General features: G+C 39.4%; 16 protein-coding genes and 1 pseudogene. All 17 read right to left on the reverse strand.

Annotated features, from left to right (window positions below; all coding sequences use genetic code 11):
* Positions 1 to 2: 2 nt before the first annotated feature.
* The 17 genes and pseudogenes from AC0IWE_RS07315 to AC0IWE_RS07395 all read right to left on the reverse strand — a co-directional run bounded on the left by AC0IWE_RS07315 (position 3) and on the right by AC0IWE_RS07395 (position 19340).
* Positions 3 to 821, reverse strand: a complete 819-nt coding sequence (locus AC0IWE_RS07315; protein ID WP_471792544.1) for a hypothetical protein — start codon at positions 819 to 821, stop codon at positions 3 to 5.
* Positions 822 to 825: 4 nt separating this feature from the next.
* Positions 826 to 2565, reverse strand: coding sequence for a M1 family metallopeptidase (locus AC0IWE_RS07320; protein ID WP_471792545.1), 1740 nt, complete (start codon positions 2563 to 2565; stop codon positions 826 to 828).
* A gap of 11 nt (positions 2566 to 2576) precedes the next feature.
* On the reverse strand, positions 2577 to 3761 hold the full coding sequence (locus AC0IWE_RS07325; protein ID WP_471792546.1) for an NRAMP family divalent metal transporter: 1185 nt from the start codon (positions 3759 to 3761) through the stop codon (positions 2577 to 2579).
* The gene (locus AC0IWE_RS07330; protein WP_471792547.1) at positions 3758 to 4519 is read right to left on the reverse strand and encodes a LamB/YcsF family protein; all 762 of its coding nucleotides are present in this window, start codon (positions 4517 to 4519) and stop codon (positions 3758 to 3760) included. The genes AC0IWE_RS07325 and AC0IWE_RS07330 overlap by 4 nt, the downstream gene beginning before the upstream one ends.
* Positions 4516 to 5519 (reverse strand): annotated as a pseudogene (locus AC0IWE_RS07335) (5-oxoprolinase subunit C family protein). Before AC0IWE_RS07335 ends, AC0IWE_RS07330 begins: the two are co-directional and overlap by 4 nt.
* Positions 5516 to 6256 carry a 5-oxoprolinase subunit PxpB gene (pxpB, locus tag AC0IWE_RS07340; protein WP_471792548.1) on the reverse strand — a complete coding sequence of 247 codons (741 nt, stop codon included), beginning with the start codon at positions 6254 to 6256 and terminating at the stop codon, positions 5516 to 5518. Before pxpB ends, AC0IWE_RS07335 begins: the two are co-directional and overlap by 4 nt.
* A 331-nt stretch (positions 6257 to 6587) precedes the next feature.
* Positions 6588 to 7124 carry a DUF3347 domain-containing protein gene (locus AC0IWE_RS07345; protein WP_471792549.1) on the reverse strand — a complete coding sequence of 179 codons (537 nt, stop codon included), beginning with the start codon at positions 7122 to 7124 and terminating at the stop codon, positions 6588 to 6590.
* 1 nt (position 7125) lies between these two features.
* Positions 7126 to 9576, reverse strand: a complete 2451-nt coding sequence (locus AC0IWE_RS07350) for a zinc-dependent metalloprotease (RefSeq protein WP_471792550.1) — start codon at positions 9574 to 9576, stop codon at positions 7126 to 7128.
* 1 nt (position 9577) lies between these two features.
* A complete protein-coding gene (locus AC0IWE_RS07355) occupies positions 9578 to 9835 on the reverse strand; it encodes a RagB/SusD family nutrient uptake outer membrane protein (protein WP_471792551.1) in 258 nt (85 codons plus the stop codon).
* Positions 9816 to 11006, reverse strand: coding sequence for a RagB/SusD family nutrient uptake outer membrane protein (locus tag AC0IWE_RS07360; protein WP_471792552.1), 1191 nt, complete (start codon positions 11004 to 11006; stop codon positions 9816 to 9818). Before AC0IWE_RS07360 ends, AC0IWE_RS07355 begins: the two co-directional genes overlap by 20 nt.
* 18 nt (positions 11007 to 11024) lie before the next feature.
* On the reverse strand, positions 11025 to 11717 hold the full coding sequence (locus AC0IWE_RS07365; protein ID WP_471792553.1) for a hypothetical protein: 693 nt from the start codon (positions 11715 to 11717) through the stop codon (positions 11025 to 11027).
* Positions 11674 to 11898 carry a hypothetical protein gene (locus AC0IWE_RS07370; RefSeq protein ID WP_471792554.1) on the reverse strand — a complete coding sequence of 75 codons (225 nt, stop codon included), beginning with the start codon at positions 11896 to 11898 and terminating at the stop codon, positions 11674 to 11676. The genes AC0IWE_RS07365 and AC0IWE_RS07370 overlap by 44 nt, the downstream gene beginning before the upstream one ends.
* Positions 11873 to 14629 (reverse strand): SusC/RagA family TonB-linked outer membrane protein, encoded by a 2757-nt coding sequence (locus AC0IWE_RS07375; RefSeq protein WP_471792555.1) that lies wholly within the window; start codon positions 14627 to 14629, stop codon positions 11873 to 11875. Before AC0IWE_RS07375 ends, AC0IWE_RS07370 begins: the two co-directional genes overlap by 26 nt.
* Positions 14630 to 14673: 44 nt before the next feature.
* Entirely contained in the window at positions 14674 to 15819 is a 1146-nt protein-coding gene (locus AC0IWE_RS07380) for a FecR family protein (RefSeq protein ID WP_471792556.1), read from the reverse strand.
* Between the two features lie 75 nt (positions 15820 to 15894).
* Complete coding sequence (locus tag AC0IWE_RS07385) at positions 15895 to 16326, reverse strand: RNA polymerase sigma factor (RefSeq protein WP_471792557.1); 432 nt, start codon at positions 16324 to 16326, stop codon at positions 15895 to 15897.
* The gene (locus AC0IWE_RS07390; protein ID WP_471792558.1) at positions 16283 to 16495 is read right to left on the reverse strand and encodes a hypothetical protein; all 213 of its coding nucleotides are present in this window, start codon (positions 16493 to 16495) and stop codon (positions 16283 to 16285) included. The genes AC0IWE_RS07385 and AC0IWE_RS07390 overlap by 44 nt, the downstream gene beginning before the upstream one ends.
* A gap of 910 nt (positions 16496 to 17405) precedes the next feature.
* Entirely contained in the window at positions 17406 to 19340 is a 1935-nt protein-coding gene (locus AC0IWE_RS07395; RefSeq protein WP_471792559.1) for a GH92 family glycosyl hydrolase, read from the reverse strand.
* Positions 19341 to 19343 lie beyond the last annotated feature (3 nt).

Consider the following 19343-nt stretch of genomic DNA (forward strand, 5'->3'; position numbering starts at 1 on the left):
GCTTAGTTTACGATAAACTGTGCTCGCCTTAAATTATCCGTAGCCTGCAAAATCTTATCCTTTAATTTAGGGTTGTAATTTGGGTGCACGTTTAAAAAATCCTTTACTATTCTATCTGCCTGCTTGGTATTATAATTCGAAAATATAGAAGCCAGCCATGATTGAGGGAAAAATATATCCCCGGTTTTTTGTATCTCTTCCAATAAATTTAAACTTTCGGCAAGGTAATTTACTGAACTAGCCTGCCTGATTGGATGGTGTAGATAAAATAACGCCGTTGTAACCCATGCTTCTTTGTTACGGTTTTTCCGCTCCTTCAAACTATCAAAAAAACCATCTCTCACTTTAACATCTGTTGATAGTGCTGGCATTAAATAAAGTAGGCGGTTTTTACGGTCTTCATTTTTAGTCCTTGCCAACTGTTCTTTTAAAATGCTGTTCGCTGTATCCGTTTTGAGGGCTAAAGTTAAAGCCAAGGCACTATAATCATCTTCTAAAAGTTTAATTCCTTCAGGTGCAGATTGTTTTAGCCAGAAATTATACATTTTTTTACCTGCTTCGGCACTCAAGTAAACATTTTGGTAAGCATTAAATAAAATCTTTTTATTGTTCTGCATTTGCTGCTTTTCCATCGCGGTCCAGATTGTTTTCTCTACACCAACATGTAACGCATTTCTTTTAGCTGGGGTGAGAAATGTCCAGTAAATATTTGTTAAATACCCTGAAAGCAACCTCAGGTTCATTTCATTTTGTTCTACATTGAGTCCTTTAAGCAAAACATTTAAAAGTGCATCGGGTTTATTGCCGCTGCCCGAAAGCATATTCTCATATGCATTGATATAGGCCGATGCCTCTTTCTAAAGGATCTACCAAACTATAAAGATTAGCGGTTAAGGGCTGGTCGATTGGAAAAAGACCATAACCTGCACCATTCGCATTAAACAAAATGTATTGAGGCTTCGAAAGTCCCTTTGCCTCATTTATAAACGTTTTTGCATTCATCGAATTAACCATTAATACCTTACTGCTATCGGCATATACCAGTTTCATGGTGAAAGATTGAGGCCATATTCTTTGCGCGCCCACTTCGCTTTTCTGACTGATGGTTAAGTCGCTTATTTTGTCGCCATCAAACTTAATATCATAACTAAAAACTGGTCTGCCAGGTTCGTTTACCCAAACCTTATTCCAACTGTACAGGTCTCTTTTACTATATTTACTTAAAATCGCTATCAGATCGTTCCAGGTAGCGTTGCCATAACTGTATTTTTTTAAGTATTCCCGTATTCCTTTTTGAAAACTCTCCTTTCCCATTAATAACTCCAACTGGCGCATCATAATCGGGGCTTTATGGTAAATGATATTTCCGTACATTGAACCTGCTTCCTGCAGATTATCCAATTGCTGGCGGATGGGATTTGCACCCAACGTTCGATCTATGCCATATGCTGCGGGATAATGATCTTGCAAAAACTTTAGGTCGAACGTACTTTTACCCATCAGTTTTTCTGTCACTTTATCAGCCATAAAATTGGCAAAAACCTCTTTCATCCAAACATCGTTAAACCATTTCATGGTAACCAGATCGCCAAACCACATGTGTGCCGTTTCGTGCGAGATGAGGTTGGAACGCGAAATAAACTGATCTTTTGTTGCTCCCTGATCCAGAAACAGGGCCGATGCTTTATATTGTACTTCTCCGGGATGTTCCATACCGCCAAACTGGAAATCAGGAATTGCTACAAAACCCACTTTCTGAAAAGGATATTTAATGCCCGTCCATTCCTCCAAAAAGTCAATTGCATCACGGTGTGCCACAAAAACAGAATCTACACTGAGTTTAATTTTAGCAGAATCGGTTTCGCGGTGCAGAAATTCCATGTCGCGGTTATTCATTTTCTTTTTAATAAAAGCATATTTCCCTGAAGTAAAAGAAAACAGGTAAGTAGGCAGTTTATCTGAATTTTTAAAATGATACGTAACGGCATTTCTATTTACCAGTGAATCCTTTTTAATTGCATTGGCCATTACTTTCCAATCAATTGGCACCGTTAATGAAAGTAAAAAATTAGCTTTCAAGTCAGGTTGATCAAAACAGGGAAACACGGTTCGGGCATGATCGGGAACAAAGAGTGCATAAAGAAAATCCTTATTCCTATTTAATGATTCATTGCCCGCAACAAATTCGATTTTAATAGTATTATTTCCGGCTTTTAGGTATTGCTGATCGATCAGAATATGTTCTTCCTTAAAATTAATCGTTATCACTTTGCCATTAACTAAAACCTGCTTTAAATGATCGGCATTTTGCTTAAAGTCTATTTGCAGTTGAGCCAGCTTATTTAACTTAAAAACAATACTTTCTGTAGCGTTTATTAATGCTGTTTGTTCTGCAGGAATATCGAAATGAAGTTGATACTGAATATTGCTGATGGAAGCACTTCTTGATGTTGCCAGCGCAAGTGAAACCCCTGGTGTTACAGGGATAGCTGGTGTGTTATTTTGCGCAAAGCAGGAAGCGCTCAATAATAAAAAAAGGCAGGTATATTTTGTAATCGTATTCATCGTATAAATTTTTATTCTCCGTTCACCATTTGTAAAATGGTGCCATAACTCATCCAAACCATGGTAAGTACCACAGCCAAACCAGTAAGCGTAAGCCAGAGCGGTTGTTTATAATTGGCAATAATTTTGGTTTTATAAGCAGCGATAAGCATAATGCCCAAGGCAATTGGCAGTATAAAACCATTTATGGCCCCTACTGTAAGTAATATTTTAACAGGTTTGCCAATAAGGATAAAAATAACACAGGAGATGGATATAAAAGCAATAATAATTTCCCTGTTGTACTTTAAGATTATGGGATGGAAGCTTTTGATAAAAGATATGGAAGTATAGGCCGAACCCACAACAGATGAAATACCTGCCGCCCAGATGACCATACCAAAAATTTTATAACCAATTTCACCACTGGCCAGTTTAAAAACCGAAGCAGCCGGGTTGGCAGGATCTAAGGTTAAACCTTTACTTACCACCCCTAAAGCGGCAATAAACAACAATAAACGCATAATTGATGCAAGGCCGATTGCACTTAATGCGCCTTTATTTACCGCAGCCAGGTTTTGTATACCTGTTTGCCTGGCATCCAATAAACGGTGTGCCCCCGAAAAGGTGATGTAGCCACCAACCGTACCCCCAACAATGGTTAATACCGCGGTAAAACTAAATTGCGTTGGGTTTATTGCCCTCAGTGCAGCTTCGGCCAAAGGCGGAGAACTGGTATAGGCGATAACTAAAGCCAGTACGATTTTGATTAAGCCCATGGTTTTGGCAAAAACATCCATGGCTTTACCGGCTTCTTTGTAAATAAAGATACCAATAGCCATTATAGCACTGATTACTGCACCTTTACCTACACTAATGCCAAACAGCACATTTAAACCCAAACCTGCCCCGGCTATGTTGCCGATATTAAATGCCATACCACCTAAAAAAACGAGGAATGATATAAAATAGCCCAAGCCAGGAAATACCTTATTGGCAATATCCTGTGCGGGTTTATCGGCAACGGCAATAATCCGCCAGATGTTTAGTTGTGCAATGGCATCCAGTATGATGGATAACAAAATTACAAAAGCGAAACTGGCACCCAATTGTTGGGTAAATACGGCAGTTTGCGTTAAAAACCCCGGACCAATGGCCGATGAAGCCATTAAAAAAGCAGCTCCTAAAAGTACACTCCAATTGTATTTTGGTTTCATGCCGTGGGTGCTTTAATAGATATGCCTTCTTTCGTTAAGCGTTCAGAAATTAATTTAGCAAAAGCAACCGCATGTTTACCATCTCCATGCAAACAAAGTGTTTCTGCACTCACTGTTATCTTATTTCCATTTACACTTTTCACCTCTTGTTTAATGGCGAAACCTAGTGCTTGCGCAACGGCCTCTTCATCACTCGTAATTAGCGCATTGGTAGCTGTACGCGGGGTTAACAAACCATCATCCTGGTAGGTACGGTCGGCAAAAACTTCTGATGCAGTAACAATACCTTTCTTATGTGCTTCGCTGATCATTTTACTACCGGCAAGTGCATACAGAATTAAACCAGGATCAAAATCGTAAACTGCCTGAACAATTGCCGTGGCCAAAGCCTCATCCTTTGCTGCCATATTATACAATGCACCATGTGCTTTTACATGATGGAGTTTGCCTCCTGCAGCTTTAACAAAACCGCTTAACGCACCAATTTGATATAAGGTAAGCTGGTAAGCCTCATTTGCAGATATCTTCATTTCTCTTCTTCCAAAGCCCTGTAAATCTGCCAAACCCGGGTGTGCGCCTATTGCAACTCCTTTTTTTACCGCCAAAACAACAGTATGCTGCATTACTGATGCATCTCCTGCATGGAAACCACATGCAATATTGGCCGAAGAGATATAATCCATCAGTTTTTCATCATTGGGCATGGCATAATTTCCAAATGCTTCCCCCATATCGCAATTGAGGTCTATTGTTTTCATATATTTAAATATTTAAGGCCTATCGCTGTGGTAATCAACGATAAATCATGTTCGCGTTCCAGATATAGTTCTTCTGCTTCATCTCTGGATATTTCAGAAAAACGGATTTCATCGCCAGGCTTTAACTGTGCACACAAAGGTAGATCAACAGCAGCAACATGGGCTATGCGCGGGTAACCGCCAGTGGTTTGGCAATCGGCCATGAGGATTACCAAATCGCCACTTCCTGTAACCTGGATTATTCCGGGAGTTACAGCGGTACTGAGCAATTCTTTTTTAACTTTTCTAACCAGGGTTTTGCCGTTTAAATGGTATCCCATCCGGTTACTTCTTTTATCTATTTGATATGTTTTGGTTAGGAAAGAGATAATGGATGTGGCATCAAACCAATTGATTTCGTTAGCCAATACTACCCTAATGGTGTGCCTGTTTTCGGGTATTAAACTCTCCCGAGAGATACGCCAGTTCGGATAGCTTAAGTGCTTATTTTTAAGATGGTTCAATATCGCTTCCGAAACCTTTGCTAAACTTACATTATTGCTTAATACATCTCCTTTTTTAATGCCCTTCCATTAAAACCGCCGAAACCAGCAGCAAGAAATGTACTCCTACTTTCCATTACTTCGGGCACCTCCCACCCACCGGCAATTGCAAGGTAAATTCTAATCCCTACAGGGTTATTGATTAATTTAATTACCGAACCTGCACGGATAAATAACGGCTTTTCTGCAGGCATCACCTGATCATGATCAACCAGAAATGCCCCATCGCCAGAGTATGCAATCAAAAGATCGGTTTCTGCTTTAAAAGATGCATCAGCATAAGTAAACTCAATGGTTGCCAGATCATCATCGTTACCAACCGCTTTATTGGCCAGCCGATGAGCGAGTTGATCCATCGCACCAGAAACGGGTACAGCTTGTGAAAGGTAGCCATACCGGCCCATATCCTGTACTGTGGTTAACAAACCTGCTTTTAGGATACTGATTTTCATACTCATTGTTTGCCATAAGTATTAAATTCATCAATATTGATGGCTCTAAAGCGAACCAAATTGCCCCCTTTTAATAATGAAGGTTCGGCCCTGTTTACATCGAACATTTTTAAGGGTGTTCTCCCTATAATCTGCCATCCGCCGGGTATTTCCATCGGGTAAATACCCGTTTGCATACCCGCTATACCAACTGATCCTGCTGGTATTGTTGCATCTGGCACCTGCTTGCGCGGGGTTTGTAAACTTGCATCCATCCCACCCATATAGGCGAAACCAGGTACAAAACCTATCATGTATACAATATATTGCATGGAGGAATGCCTTTCGATAACTTCTGCTATACAAAGTTGATTTGTTTTTGCAACTGTTTCAATATCAGCCCCAAAACTCCCTCCATAACATACCGGAATAATGATTTCAACAGGTTTATTTATAGCTTGCCTGTTTTCTGACTGTTTAATGTGACTCAGGAAGTACGATACTTTATCAAAGCAAGTTTCGCCCGGAAGATTGGATGTGTGGACTAAAAGCGGATCGAAAAATACGGTAAGTGTACAATATGCAGGCACCGTAGTGATTAAACCTGGAAAAGGATTTTGCATTAAAGCAAGGTTGTAGCTTGTAATAAGCTGCAATATTTCTTCACTAATTACTGTTCCGAATTCAACAGTAACCGATTGCTCACTCAATCCATAAATATTAACCGAATAATCAGGCGTAAAATATGCGCTTTCTTCCGTCATGTTAACAATCTGATAAAAATTTTAGCATATAACCTCATTATATATGGAACAACACAAAAGCATAGCCATAAAAATGATTATATAATATCGAAAACGCAAAGGTTTTGAAAATTTCATCATCATTTGCTCAGAAATAGGGAAAAATTAGCTGAATTTAATCTCAAAAAGTTATAATATATATTCGATGATGTTTATAAGACTAATTTTTAAGAATTAGCTTATTTTGATAAAAGTGGAATTAACCACCTAATAACACCACCATGATAAACAAAAAAAGCGGCTCCTATCCGGGAAACCGCTTTTAATCATTAACTATTATTTTGATGTGGTATTAAATACTTGCTTTTACTTCGCCACAGGTAAGCATGTTTTTTGGGTAATAAGGGTTTTGTATCGCCTTTTCATCACTAATCCATGTAGTACCCGTCATAGGGCAAACCTGTTTGTAAAGGGTGGTCTTCTCTGGTTTAAACCTTTCAATAATCGACCATATTTTAACTGAAAGTTTATCCATTTCGCTGCGTTGTTTATTGATTGATTTTGTAGCAGCAATAGCCAAAGCAAGTGTTTTAATCTCTTCACGTGTTGTTGTGGCCGCATTCATATCAGTTAATGAGAGTTTTTTAAACTTAAACTGGTTTAATACAGCAACAAATTCTGTGGCAGATTTAGCCGCTTGAACCGAATCGGATTTTACCAGACTGTTTTTCATACCCAGGTAATTGGAGATGATCGCTTCTTTTAAAGCTTCTCTTTTTTGCGCCAGTTCTGGTGTGGCCACTTCCTGAGCCGATGTTTTAACCTGTGCTTTTAATCCTGAGTTTAAAAGTAATGCTGCACCCAGCAAAGCAATTAAATAACTTTTCATATTATGAGATTGTGTTTGATTTCTTATTAATTTTTTCTATTTCTAAAAGCATATCTTTCAAATGCAACAGGTTAATGCCTGAAGTTTGCGGCATTAGCAACTTAATTGTTTCCTTTACATCATTAAGGTGTACAATAGCTTCCAACCTTACATCGCTCCTTTGGGCTGTAGTCATCGCTTTGCCATCAGCAATATCTTTCGGGTTAATCAGCGTGTTTAACTTTTCAATGTAAGAGCGTTCGAGACTGCGGCGGTAAACATCACTGCTTTCCACTCCGGTAAACTTAATCCAGGTGGCATGCTTTAAATCCACTAAAAACTCTTTTACCGGATAAGGATTTGCTGAAGCAAGTGCTTTTTGGCTTAAATTGTACAATAGCCCCTGACTTAAGAACATATTCAGCATTTGGTTTTGCTGATCTACCATTTCATCCATCGGTTTAATATTAATCCGGCTGGTAATATCTTTAGGGTACAACCACAACGGTGCTTCAAATACCTGTCGGCCTACATAATCTACAACAGCCTTAACACGTTTTTTCGGCACCTCGGTAATTACAACTCCAGCCTCATCAGCACTTCTTTTGGTTACATAACTATTGCCGATGTTTTTCATTACATGATAAAGGTACCTGCTGTATTGGCGAACAACTGCTTTGTGCATATCACTTAAATTATCGTAAAGGTCGCCAGGTTCATAAGTCCATTTAACCAGGTTAGGCACCACGCGCTTTAGGTTTTTTATCCCGTAATCACTTGCAGCAATGGCATCATCACCGATATCTTCTGTCTGGCTGCGCGGATCTTCTTCTTTCCCTTCACCACCAAACCAAAGTTTGGGGTTGGCAGAAAGCGAATCAAGAATCATCTTCTTAGTAATTTTTTCTTCCGAATATTCATCTTTAATTCCAGCATAATAACGGTAGCCCCAATTAATTGCCCATTTATCATAAGCTCCAATGCGCGGGTAAATGCCAGCAGGCGAAATATGATCTTCGGGCTGCGCCACATAATTAAACCGTGCATAATCCATTATTGAAACCGTGTGTCCGTTTGCCTCTACCCATTTCTTATCCCTAAGTTTTTCTACTGGAGTTTGGCTGCTAGCCCCCATGTTATGTTTTAAGCCAAGTGTATGTCCAATTTCATGTGAAGAAACAAACCTGATCAGCTGGCCCATCAGCTCATCGTCGAAGTTCATCTTTCTTGCCCGCTCATCAAGCGCACCCGCCTGGATCATGTACCAGCTTTGCACCAGCTTCATTACATTGTGGTACCAGCCAACATGACTTTCTATAATTTCACCACTTCTGGGGTCGCTAATTCTTGGTCCGTAAGCGTTTGGCGTTTCAGAAGCATAATACCTGATTACCGAGAAACGTGCATCTTCAAGGCTCATGGTGGTATCTGCCTCCGGCCATTCCTTTCCAATTATGGCATTTTTGAAACCCGCCTTTTCGAAAGCTTTTTGCCAATCGTTAATGCCTGCAATTAAATAAGGTCGCCATTTTTTCGGTGTTGCCGGGTCGATGTAATAAATAATCTGCTTTTTAGGTTCAACAAGTTTGCCTTTTTTATACTTATCCATATCTTCAGCTTTAGGCTCCAAACGGTAACGTTCAATAAAATATTTAACATCAGCGTGTTGCCTTTCCTCATCAAAAAGAATGTACTTGTTGTTAAAAAAACCTACTCGATCATCTGCAAAACGTTTGCGCATGGGTATTTTAGGCAAAAGCACAAAAGAGGTGTTCAACCTTAGTGTTACAACCCCCGTAAGTGCACCTGATGGGATGATGCCTGCAGAGGTAGAATAGGTTTTAGTACTCTTAATCTCAATATTAATGGGATAAGTGCTTATTTTCTCGATAAAAGAACGGTCATCAGCCACGCTTCCCAGTTTCTTGTTTGATTTTTCATCAGCAGCGATTGAAATAACAGGATTATCTTTTTTAATAAAATCGGTAACCTCAATTACATAATTTCCTGTTAAGGGATTTTTTGCCTTGATATCGAAAGCAGCAACGATTGGGTTTTCCTGCGATTGCAGCACCGCTTTGTAAATGGCTTCATCATTGCTTTTAACATCCTGCCTGTAAAGCACCGATCTTAGCAATAAATTATTGTTGTTCCCTTTTTCAAAATATATGGTTTGCTCATTGGCCGCTTCACCACCAAAACTCCCCATGCCCTGTGGCGTGCTTACATAACGTGTAACAGCTAAAATGTAGCGGTTAAGCATACTATCTGGTATTTCGAAATACCATTTCTGCTCTACACGCTTAACATCAAAAAGCCCTGTTTCGCTAAAAGAATTTGCAGGAATCAGCTTGCTGTAATCAACCGGTGCTTTACGGCTGGTGCTATCGGCCTTAACAACAGGTGTTTTTTGTGAATAAGCAGTTATAGAGAGTAAGAGTGCGATTGGAAATATAATGTGTTTAATATTCATGTTAAAACGGGAGCTTTTCGTCTGTATTTAAAGTAAGATTGGGATTTTTCTTGAGTACGTTAAGCGGAAAAGGAATAATATACAACCTTGATGTAGGCAAAAGCGTATAAGTTTGTTGTGGTACCGTTTTATTTACTATCGGATACTTCCGCACTACCGTTTTAGCATATTCAGGCTCGGTATTTAAGCGTTTTAAATCCATAAACCTATTAAAACCTAAAAACAGCTCTTTTCTACGTTCATTTATAATAATATCCATGGTTTCTTTCCTGGTTGCCGGTACCGGAGAGTGAATTTGTACCCGAAAGGATGCGCTTTTCGCGGAGTTTGTTTACCACTGCCATTGCACCAGCAAAATCACCTTCTCTGGCCAAACATTCGGCCTGCATTAAATACACTTCTGTTGTTTTTAAACCAACAGTTGGATAAAAAAACCTGGTATACGCTATGCTATAATATGCTGCATTAGCACCAATATCTAAAAAGCTTGCACTGGTGGTGTTAAAAAACATATTGAAACGTGCATCATTGGTACCGAACAATTCTCTTAATTCGGGACTGATTAGCCAGGTATAACCAAAATTGGTTTCATTATAGCCCTGGATGTACATGTAACTTAATACTTCAGGGTTATTGGGCGCAACAATTGGAGTTACCGAAGGGCCTCCTTGTTTGGTAGTATAATTAACGAGATCAAAAATCTGGTTGTTATAAGATAGTGATTTCTCGCACGCTGCTTTAGCCTGTGCAATTTCCTTTTTAAACAAATGCACTTTAGCCTTTAGTGCCCAGGCAAAAGCCAATGAGGGGTGGTAAGGATCTGCTGGTTTTTCTTGCAATAATGGAAGTGCTTCATCCAAATCTTTTTGAATAAAATCATACACCTGGGCTACAGTCGATTTTACCGGCTGTGCCTCTAAATCGTATTTATCCATAATGCAGATGCCTCCATCATTAGCTGCTGTTGCCGCGTTATAAGCTTTGGCATATACGTTTACCAATAAAAAGTGATCGAAAGCCCTTAAAACTTTAGCTTCTGCCTTGGCCAAGGCTTTTACCCGGTCGTCGCCTTTGCTGCCATCAACTAGGGATATAATGGTATTCCAACGGTTGATGTATACGTAAGCACGTTCATAAAAATTAGAACTCTGTATCAACGAAACACGGTCGATGTTTTCGTTAAAACTAAAATGTACCGTGTTTAAATTAGGTGTTACGCCAATAAAATTTGATTCCTTAATCCACATGTCATCAACCAGGTATTGGAAATTGCTGATGATGTAAGCCCTGTTTGGATAAGAAACCAGGTCGTAATAATCCTGTGCATTTTCTACAAGCAATGAGCCTGTTGGTGTTAAATCGGTATATTTTTTACATCCGCCCATTGCAAAAAGGAAGATGAATGCTATAAATATGATATTTCTTTTCATTTTGTTAAAAGGTTAAGTTTAGGCCAAATACAAATGATTTAGGATTTTCAAGGGCTGTGGTACCTGTAATGCCCGAATAGATTCCGGATCGATATCATCACCCGCGGCACTTGCATACCACAGATTGTTTACCTGCGCAGTAAACCTGGCAGATGGAAGTTTGAACCTGCCGGTTAGGCTTTTAGGCAAATTGTACGATAGCGAAATATTTCTGAGTTTAATATAATCGCCCTTCACCACATTTACATCTGCAGCTTGCCACATGGTATTAATGGTACTGGCACTGTTAATTAAAGCTTCAGGATAATCGACCAGTAAGCGAGGTACATCAGGTACATTTCCATTTTTAAAACGTTGGGTAATGTTTTCATCAGTAACATCGTAAACACTGATATTGGTTACATCTCTTCTGATTACATTACCACCAGAAAATACCAGTAAAGCGGCTAGCTCGAAACTTTTATACGAAACCCGTTGAGAAAAAGATCCTGTATACGTTGGCGTTAAGCTGCCCATATTTACCAAACTGCCAAAATTGTTAAAGCTTTTAATGCTTGATACAATGGGGTTGCCGTTTGCATCAAAATCGATACTCGCTTTACCGTTTTCATCCAAAAAATACGGATAGCCATTTACCATTCCTCCATAGCGGTAAGCATATAAAGTGTTATAGGCAGAACCTTCTATATAATAAATTGCCGGAGATGACACGTAATTGACCTGCGCTGGAAAGTGAGCTGTTAACTTTACCGATTCTACTTCTGTTAAAACCCAGGATAAAGGTAGAACTCAAAGTTAAATCGCCTGATTTTAACCAGTCGCCATTTAGGGTAAATTCGATACCACGGTTAATCAATGTACCATTATTAATCATCCGTGAGGCTACACCCACAGTAGGATCTAACTCTGCATTTACAATTAAATCGGTACTCTTTTTTATAATAAACATCAACACTTCCCCTTAAACGGTTCGATAAAAAGGCATAATCTACGCCACCATTATATGTCTCTGTTTTTTCCCAACGCAATTTCGGATTTGGTAATGCAGTAATATCAATGTATTGCAATGATGTAAAAAGGTTATCACTTCTTCTTCTTGCAGTTAAGTATTTAGAGCTTTCGGAGTTCTGATTTCCGTTTACGCCATAAGTGGCGCGCAGTTTTAGCAAATTGATCCATTTCTGCTCTTGTATAAAAGCTTCATTGCTGGCATTCCAGCTTCCACCAACTGACCATAACGGACGGTTTTTAAATTCAGGATCTACACCAAAAAAATCAGCCTGATCTACCCGCACACTACCCGTAATATTATATTTATTTAAATAAGTATAACCTGCATTTGCATAAGTAGAAAGGTTACGGTGTTTACTTTCTAACTGTGTACGGCCCACAGTAGATAATGTTTTGGTACCACCATAAATGTAGCTCGGAAAACCTGTTTGGCTTGCCGTTTGCGTATTAATCAGTGTAGAGGTAAGCGTTATCGGATCATAACCATATCTTAAATCTTCAATGCCTCTGGGCGAAAAGGTTTGGCGCATCTCAAAGCCCGCAATGGCAGATATGGCATGCTTTCCTTTATCAAAAGAACGGTCGAAACTCAACTGGTTTCTAAAAGTATAACTGTTACTTCCTCTATCCGATTGACTATACCTGCCCCCTGTAGGAAGTCCGAAAGCATATACATTTGTGGCGGGCGTGTAACCAACCAATGCATTGTAGGCAGATCTCATTTTATAAGAATTAACATCATAGTACTGATCCGTTTTTGCACTTTCATTTTCGATCTGTAACTGACTTGAAAGACTTAGACCTTCCATAAGCCTGGCCTGTACATTCGCAAAACCCCTTAATGAGATATTGGTAGAATTGACCAGTCCTTCGTTTAACGACTCCAGAATATTGAATCTATATGAACGGAACTGCGCATTATTTTTCAACGCATCAACCATAGCACCGTTAATATTTCCACCAGCAATTCCATCTGGCAGGTTTACATAATCTGCATAAACAAGGCTGCCCTCTGCATTTACAATAGAAGCATAACGTGGGCTAATTGTGGTGTAAGCATCATAAGAACCATCAGTAGTTACCGATTTGGTGTATGTGCCATTAAAGCCCAAAGTAGTGGTTAGCCACTTGCTTACGTTATAAGTGTTTTTAAAATAGATATTAAGCTTCTGATCATTGTTATGAATTATTTTTTGTACCGAATTATCGAAGTTTATGGATGTGAAAGTATTTGATTTTGCACTAGAAGAACTGAAAGACAGGTTATAACGCTGACGGAAAGCTTTCTGCCAAACATTATCTCTGTACTGCTCATAATAATCTGCATTGCGCCAGGAGGCCAATTGTTGATTTACCTGATCGGCTGTAACCTTACCCGCGTCACGATCGCGGTACAGTTGGTAAAGCGGACTGTAATATTTAATCGAACCATTTGCAGCGGTTCCATATGCGGCAAACATCGATTCTGTTGTAGTGTACCTGGCACGTTCCTTATTGTATACATCGGTTTCTAAATCGAGTATATCACTTGTTGAAGCATAATGCATTGAATTAAAGCTCGGCTTAGCATCAACAAAAAAATCGGTGTTTAAGGAAATTTTAGCAGGGGTATTTCCTTTTTTAGTGGTTAGGATGATAACCCCGTTGGCCGATCTTGAACCATAAATTGAGGCTGCTGCAGCATCCTTTAAAACCGTTACCGATTCGATGTCGTAAGGATTAACATCTTCCAAAGCGGTTTCAGATGGCAATCCGTCAATCACAATCAAAGGATCAGTTCTAACACCAGTCTGGAAGATCGAAAATGTACCTCTCCCCCTAATCACCTGCTGATCGGCACCTATACCATAAGGATTTTTATTATAAGCCAAACCCGCCACACGACCTTCTAAAGCACCTACAAGATCAGGGTTAATTTGCTCATTCAGCTTCTTTTGGTCAACAATCGCAAATGCGCCTGCATTTCTTTCAAGCGGAAGCGACTGAAAACCGTTTACCACAACCTCTGCCAATAAAGATGCGTTGGCACCCAACTTAACAGTTACCACCTTTAAAGCGGCATTTTTATCAAACCGCCGGGTGCTCGAAAGATAACCGATATAACTGATTTCGAGCGTATTGTATTGGTTGGATAAAGTTAAATTGAAGTGTCCGTTACCATCGGTAAGTACATATTTGTTGGTATTTTTGATTTTTACTGAGGCACCTGGCAATGGAGAACCTAAACTATCGGTAACCATACCATGTAGCACATATTCATCTTCAGTGTCCACTTTGGGTACTTTTAAAATGATGGTACGGTTGTTATTAATTTCATAATCGAAATCCTGGCCTTTAACTACCGCTTCCATTATGGTTTTAATATCGGCAGTATTTAAGCTAAAGCTGATGGGTTTGGCTTGTTTAACCAAAGCTGCATCATAAACAAATTCATAGTTTGTTTTAGCCGAAATTTGCGATATAACGGTATTTAGAGAGGCTTGTTTAAAAGTGTACTGGATATTTTGTGCCTTTGCCTGCATTGATAACATTGCAAACAGACAAAAAACAATTGGCCAGTTCAGTAAATACCTGCATCCAGATCGGACGAGGCGAAAGTAATGGTTTGTCATAAAAATTTAGTTTGGTTGGTTAATTGATCAACGTTGGAGCAACCTTATTCCTTAAGCACAATTTTATTCTCTCTGATTTTAAACCTGTAAGCTGTTGCTGTAGAAATGGCATCCAATACCGCATCAATATCCGCCTTACGGGATATTTTCAGGTACAGGTTTTTCTGTGGGATAGATTTCACATCTATAGCTACATTGTACCACCTTGCCAGTTTTTGCATCACAATTGATAAAGGCACATCATTAAACAGAAACTCCTCATTCGTCCAGGCATTAAAGTCTTTTGCCGAAACATTGTAGAGCGCAAGTTTGCCATGTTGAGAAATAACCTGTTGATTTGGTTTTAAAACCACCTCATCCCTGTTTGGATTTGTAAAACGGATGCTTCCTTCCAGCAGTGTGGTTTGCGTACCTTCATCTTCAGGATAACTGCTTACATTAAACTGCGTACCCAGCACTCGGATTTCATTGCCTGCCACACTAACAACAAAAGGTTTAAGCGGATTTTTGGCTACATTAAAGAAAGCCTCGCCCTCTACGTAAACTCTCCTTTTTGATCCGCGGAAATCAGTTGGAAAACTAAGTTTCGAGCCAGCGTTCAGCATTACTATTGAGCCGTCGCTCAAAGTAATACGGTACTCGCCACCGTTTGGAGTAGTTAAGGTGTTCAGCTTCGATGCTTCGGTAGAATCTGCACCATTTGCCATAAAAACCATTGTTCCATCTGCTTTTGTGCTCACTGTAACCCCTTTGCCGTGGTATAATACCGTGTCTTTTTTACCAGCTTGCAACACTGCTTTTCCGCTAAGGTTTAACATGGCATTAGCCGAACCCGGAACAACCATCTGGTTTGAATTCCAAAACTTAGCAATGAGCAAAGTAACAGAAACCACTAGCAGAATTGCTGCTGCCACCCTGATAAAGCGGTTAGGTTTAAACACTTTTAAGCTGTTTTTTTCAGGCTTTGGAAAAAGTTTATCCGATAATCCGGCATGGATGGTAGCAAGGCGTTCATCTTCAGCACCATCAAACAAGGTGTCGTTTTGTTCAAAACTAGCACCAATCAGTTTTTGCAGTTCCCTTTCTTCTGCAATTCCAAAATAATCAAACAGTTGCTCAAGTTCTGCTGCATTGCTTTTGTTGGCAATAAATCTTTCGAATAATTCTGGGCTTAAAGGTTTTTTTTCCATCGTTGTCAATATATAATATGCACGAGCTGGACAAACACACTATCGCAACTTGATTTTTTTTTAAAAATATTTTCTTTAACCCTTTAAATAGGCTGCAATACAGAAAATAATAAATTCTTGAGCGTGAAAAAAGACGTAACGTTTAATGTATTTTGTAGCACTAACCAATTGGTTGCTTACGGTAGATGGGCTTAATGATAGGATTTCGGCAGCTTCCTGATAGCTTTTACCTTCTATTTTGCAAAGTTTAAATATCTCTTTACGCTGCGCAGGGAGTTTTTCTATGGCTTGATTAAGTAATTCGATTCTTTCTTTGTTGAAAATGTAATCTTCCGTTTGGTTATAAAATTCAGCAAAAGTTTCAATCAAGTGCCTTTGCATTTTTACATCAAGCGCTAACCTTCGGTAATAGCCGTAAATAACATTTTGTGCAATGGTAAAAATCCAACCTTTGAAAGATTTATCAAGATCTATTTCTTCCCTGCTCGTCCAAACTTTTAAAAACATCCTGCATAAGCTCATCAACCACTTCATTGAGCTTAATCATGCGCTGCATTTTTGGCAACAACATTTTACTATACCTGGCGTAAATAAAGTCAAAAGCATGGCGATGGCCATTTTTAAGGTCTTCCAGGTACTTTAATTCTTCCTTATCGCGCAGTTTGTCGGGTGACATTTCGTCAAATCTACAAATTAAGCAGAATTATAAGTCAAAACGAGCTCATATTTAACAGAATAAAGCAAATTTGTCGGAATTATAAGACGAAAGAACACTATTTGGCTATTTATGGCTTTTTTTAGAAGTATATGTAACGTAGGTACTGCATTAAGATTGCTTCGTGCATCCCCAATAACGGAAATATTGAAGGGCAAAAAATAACGATTGCATGAAGATTCCCGCATGCGCGAGAATGACGACCGTGTTAAAAACCAACCAAAATAACTGCTGAGATTGTTTCTTGCCTCACAGTGGCGGATGTGATAAAGCAAAATAACGATTGCATTAAGATTCCCGGATGCGCGAGAATGACGACCCTGTTATAAACCAACCAAAATAACTAATGAGATTACATTTTGCCTCACAGTGGCGGATGTGATAAAGCAAAATAACAATCGCATTAAGATTCCCGCATACGCGAGAATGACGACCGCAAGTTAAAACTGAAAAGATTGCTTCAGCTCGCTCTCCCCCAGCTTCGCAATGACGGATTTAACGCATTCCCTGCATCATGCTATTTAAACCCCCGCTATCTGCACCCTGCTATTTGCTCCCTGTTATCCGGCCTAGGAAATGATGGAAGGAGAAAACGTTAAAGCTTTATCAATACCTTTTCCTTCATCACTGCATTGAGGCAGCACACACTTCCCGCCTCCTTCGGCGGAACTTGTGCTGACGACCAAAAAGCTTTAACGAATTTATCCGACATCAGTTCCAAGCCTTGGGTTTTTGTTACTTTTGGGCCAAGCCAAAAGTAAGAGCCCCTCGGTGGCTAACCGAGGCAAGCCCGAGCGGAGCGAAAACATTAAGATTACCGCATGCGCGAGAATGACGACCGTGTTAAAAACCAAAAAAATAATTGATAACATTACTTCGTATCAACCTCAACCTTCCCTCCATTCTTAAACAAATCATGAGAAATAAAATACCCCTGATTTACCTTTCCATCTACTTTAATGGTAGTTATTGCCCTTCCTTTTCCAGGTTTACTAATGGTTAATACTTTACCGCTACTCGTTTTCCATTTCACCTCATCAAAAAGAGGTGCTGTAACAATATAATTTGGGTCGGTAGCCGAGAAAGGATATAAACCCAATGAAGTAAATACATACCAGGCCGACATTTCACCGGCATCATCCATACCCGATAATGCTAAACCGTCACTTCCTATTCCATACAGTTCATTTAATATTTTATCGATTATTTTTTGTGATTTCTCAGGTTTTCCGATAAATGTATAGGCAAAAGGCGCTTCATGATCTGGCTGGTTGCCCTGGCAGTATTGTCCAATCATGGTTTCTACGTTGCGGGCAATATATTTTGGGTTCCATGGCAAGGTAAACAACGAATCCAACTTCGATTCGAAACCTTTCGCACCACCATAAAGTTCAATTAAACCTTGCATATCATGTGGGGCATAAAAAGAAACCTGCCAGGCATTGGCTTCTCTGTACATGTACTCATAATAAGGGTACTGTGGATTAAAAGGTTTAATCCAATCGCCATTTTCCAACCTGCCCCGCATAAAACGTGTACCAGGATCGAACATGTTTTTATAGTTTTTAGATCTGGCCATCAGGATACGGTAATTGCTGCTATCGCCCAGTTTCTTTGCAAGCTGTGCCAGCGAGTAATCATCATACGCATATTCTAATGTTTTTGAAACCCCCGCTTTTGCTTTGGTTTCTACATGTGGGTTTTTAACATCAGGGTCAGAAATGTAACCCTTTTCTATGTATTCTTTTATAAACGGACGTGCACCACCTTCTACATTCGCATTGCGCAATAAAATCTGGTAAGTGCCCTTAATATCAAAGTCGGTTATTCCCCTTAAATAAGCTCCGGCAATAGATGATGCACCATGATCACCATGAAAAAAAGTTGGAATAAATCCTGTTTTGTCACCAACATCTTTCATCGATTTAATTACATCTAACGTAACTTTAGGAGTAATTAAGCCCAAAAGCACATCTTTATTTCGGTAAGTATCCCAAAGTGAGGGTTCTGTATAATAATTAAAGTTACCTTTCACTACATTATGCTTGGCATCTTTAAATTCTCCATTTACATCGCTCCTCAACGCAGGCCATAAAAAAGACCGGTACAAGCAAGAATACAACATTTGTTTTTGTTTCTCCGAGCCGCCTTTAACCTCAATGTTACCTAACAGACTCTCCCATTTAGCTGTTGCTTCATTTCGGATTTGCGTAAAAGTTTTATCACCAATTTCTTTTTCCAGATTTTCTTTGGCATTAGCGGTACTTACAAACGACAAGCCTATTTTAAGTTCAACAGGTCCTTTGCTGCCATCGGCAAGGTGTAATATGGCAAATCCCGAACGTTTTCCCTTATCCGTTTGATCGAGTTTTTCGATTTTTCCGTTAACCGTAGCATAAAAATAAATGTTTTCACCTCCCTGAAAACCTTGTACCGCAGCATTACCCACCTGTTCGATATTCCATGTAGAAACCCCACTGTTTGCCTTGCCCAAAAGGAATAAAATTTGCCTGTCGCTGTTATTTTTATAGTCGTATTGATGAAATCCAGCCCTTAAAGTAGAAGTAAGTTTCACATTCACTTTATAATCATCCAGGTAAACCTGATAAAAACCAGGTGCCGAACTTTCATTTTTATGCGAAAATTTAGATCCATATTTATCTCCGGGATTAGATAATGGTAAAATCGGAATGTTGCACAGGTTCCAATGCCCCTTATTGGTATGTGCAAAACCATAAATGGTATCATCTTCATATTCATAGCCTGCACCAGAGCCAAATTCGGTAATCGGACTCAGTTGCACCATTGC

Source organism: Pedobacter sp. AC402, from assembly GCF_979252805.1.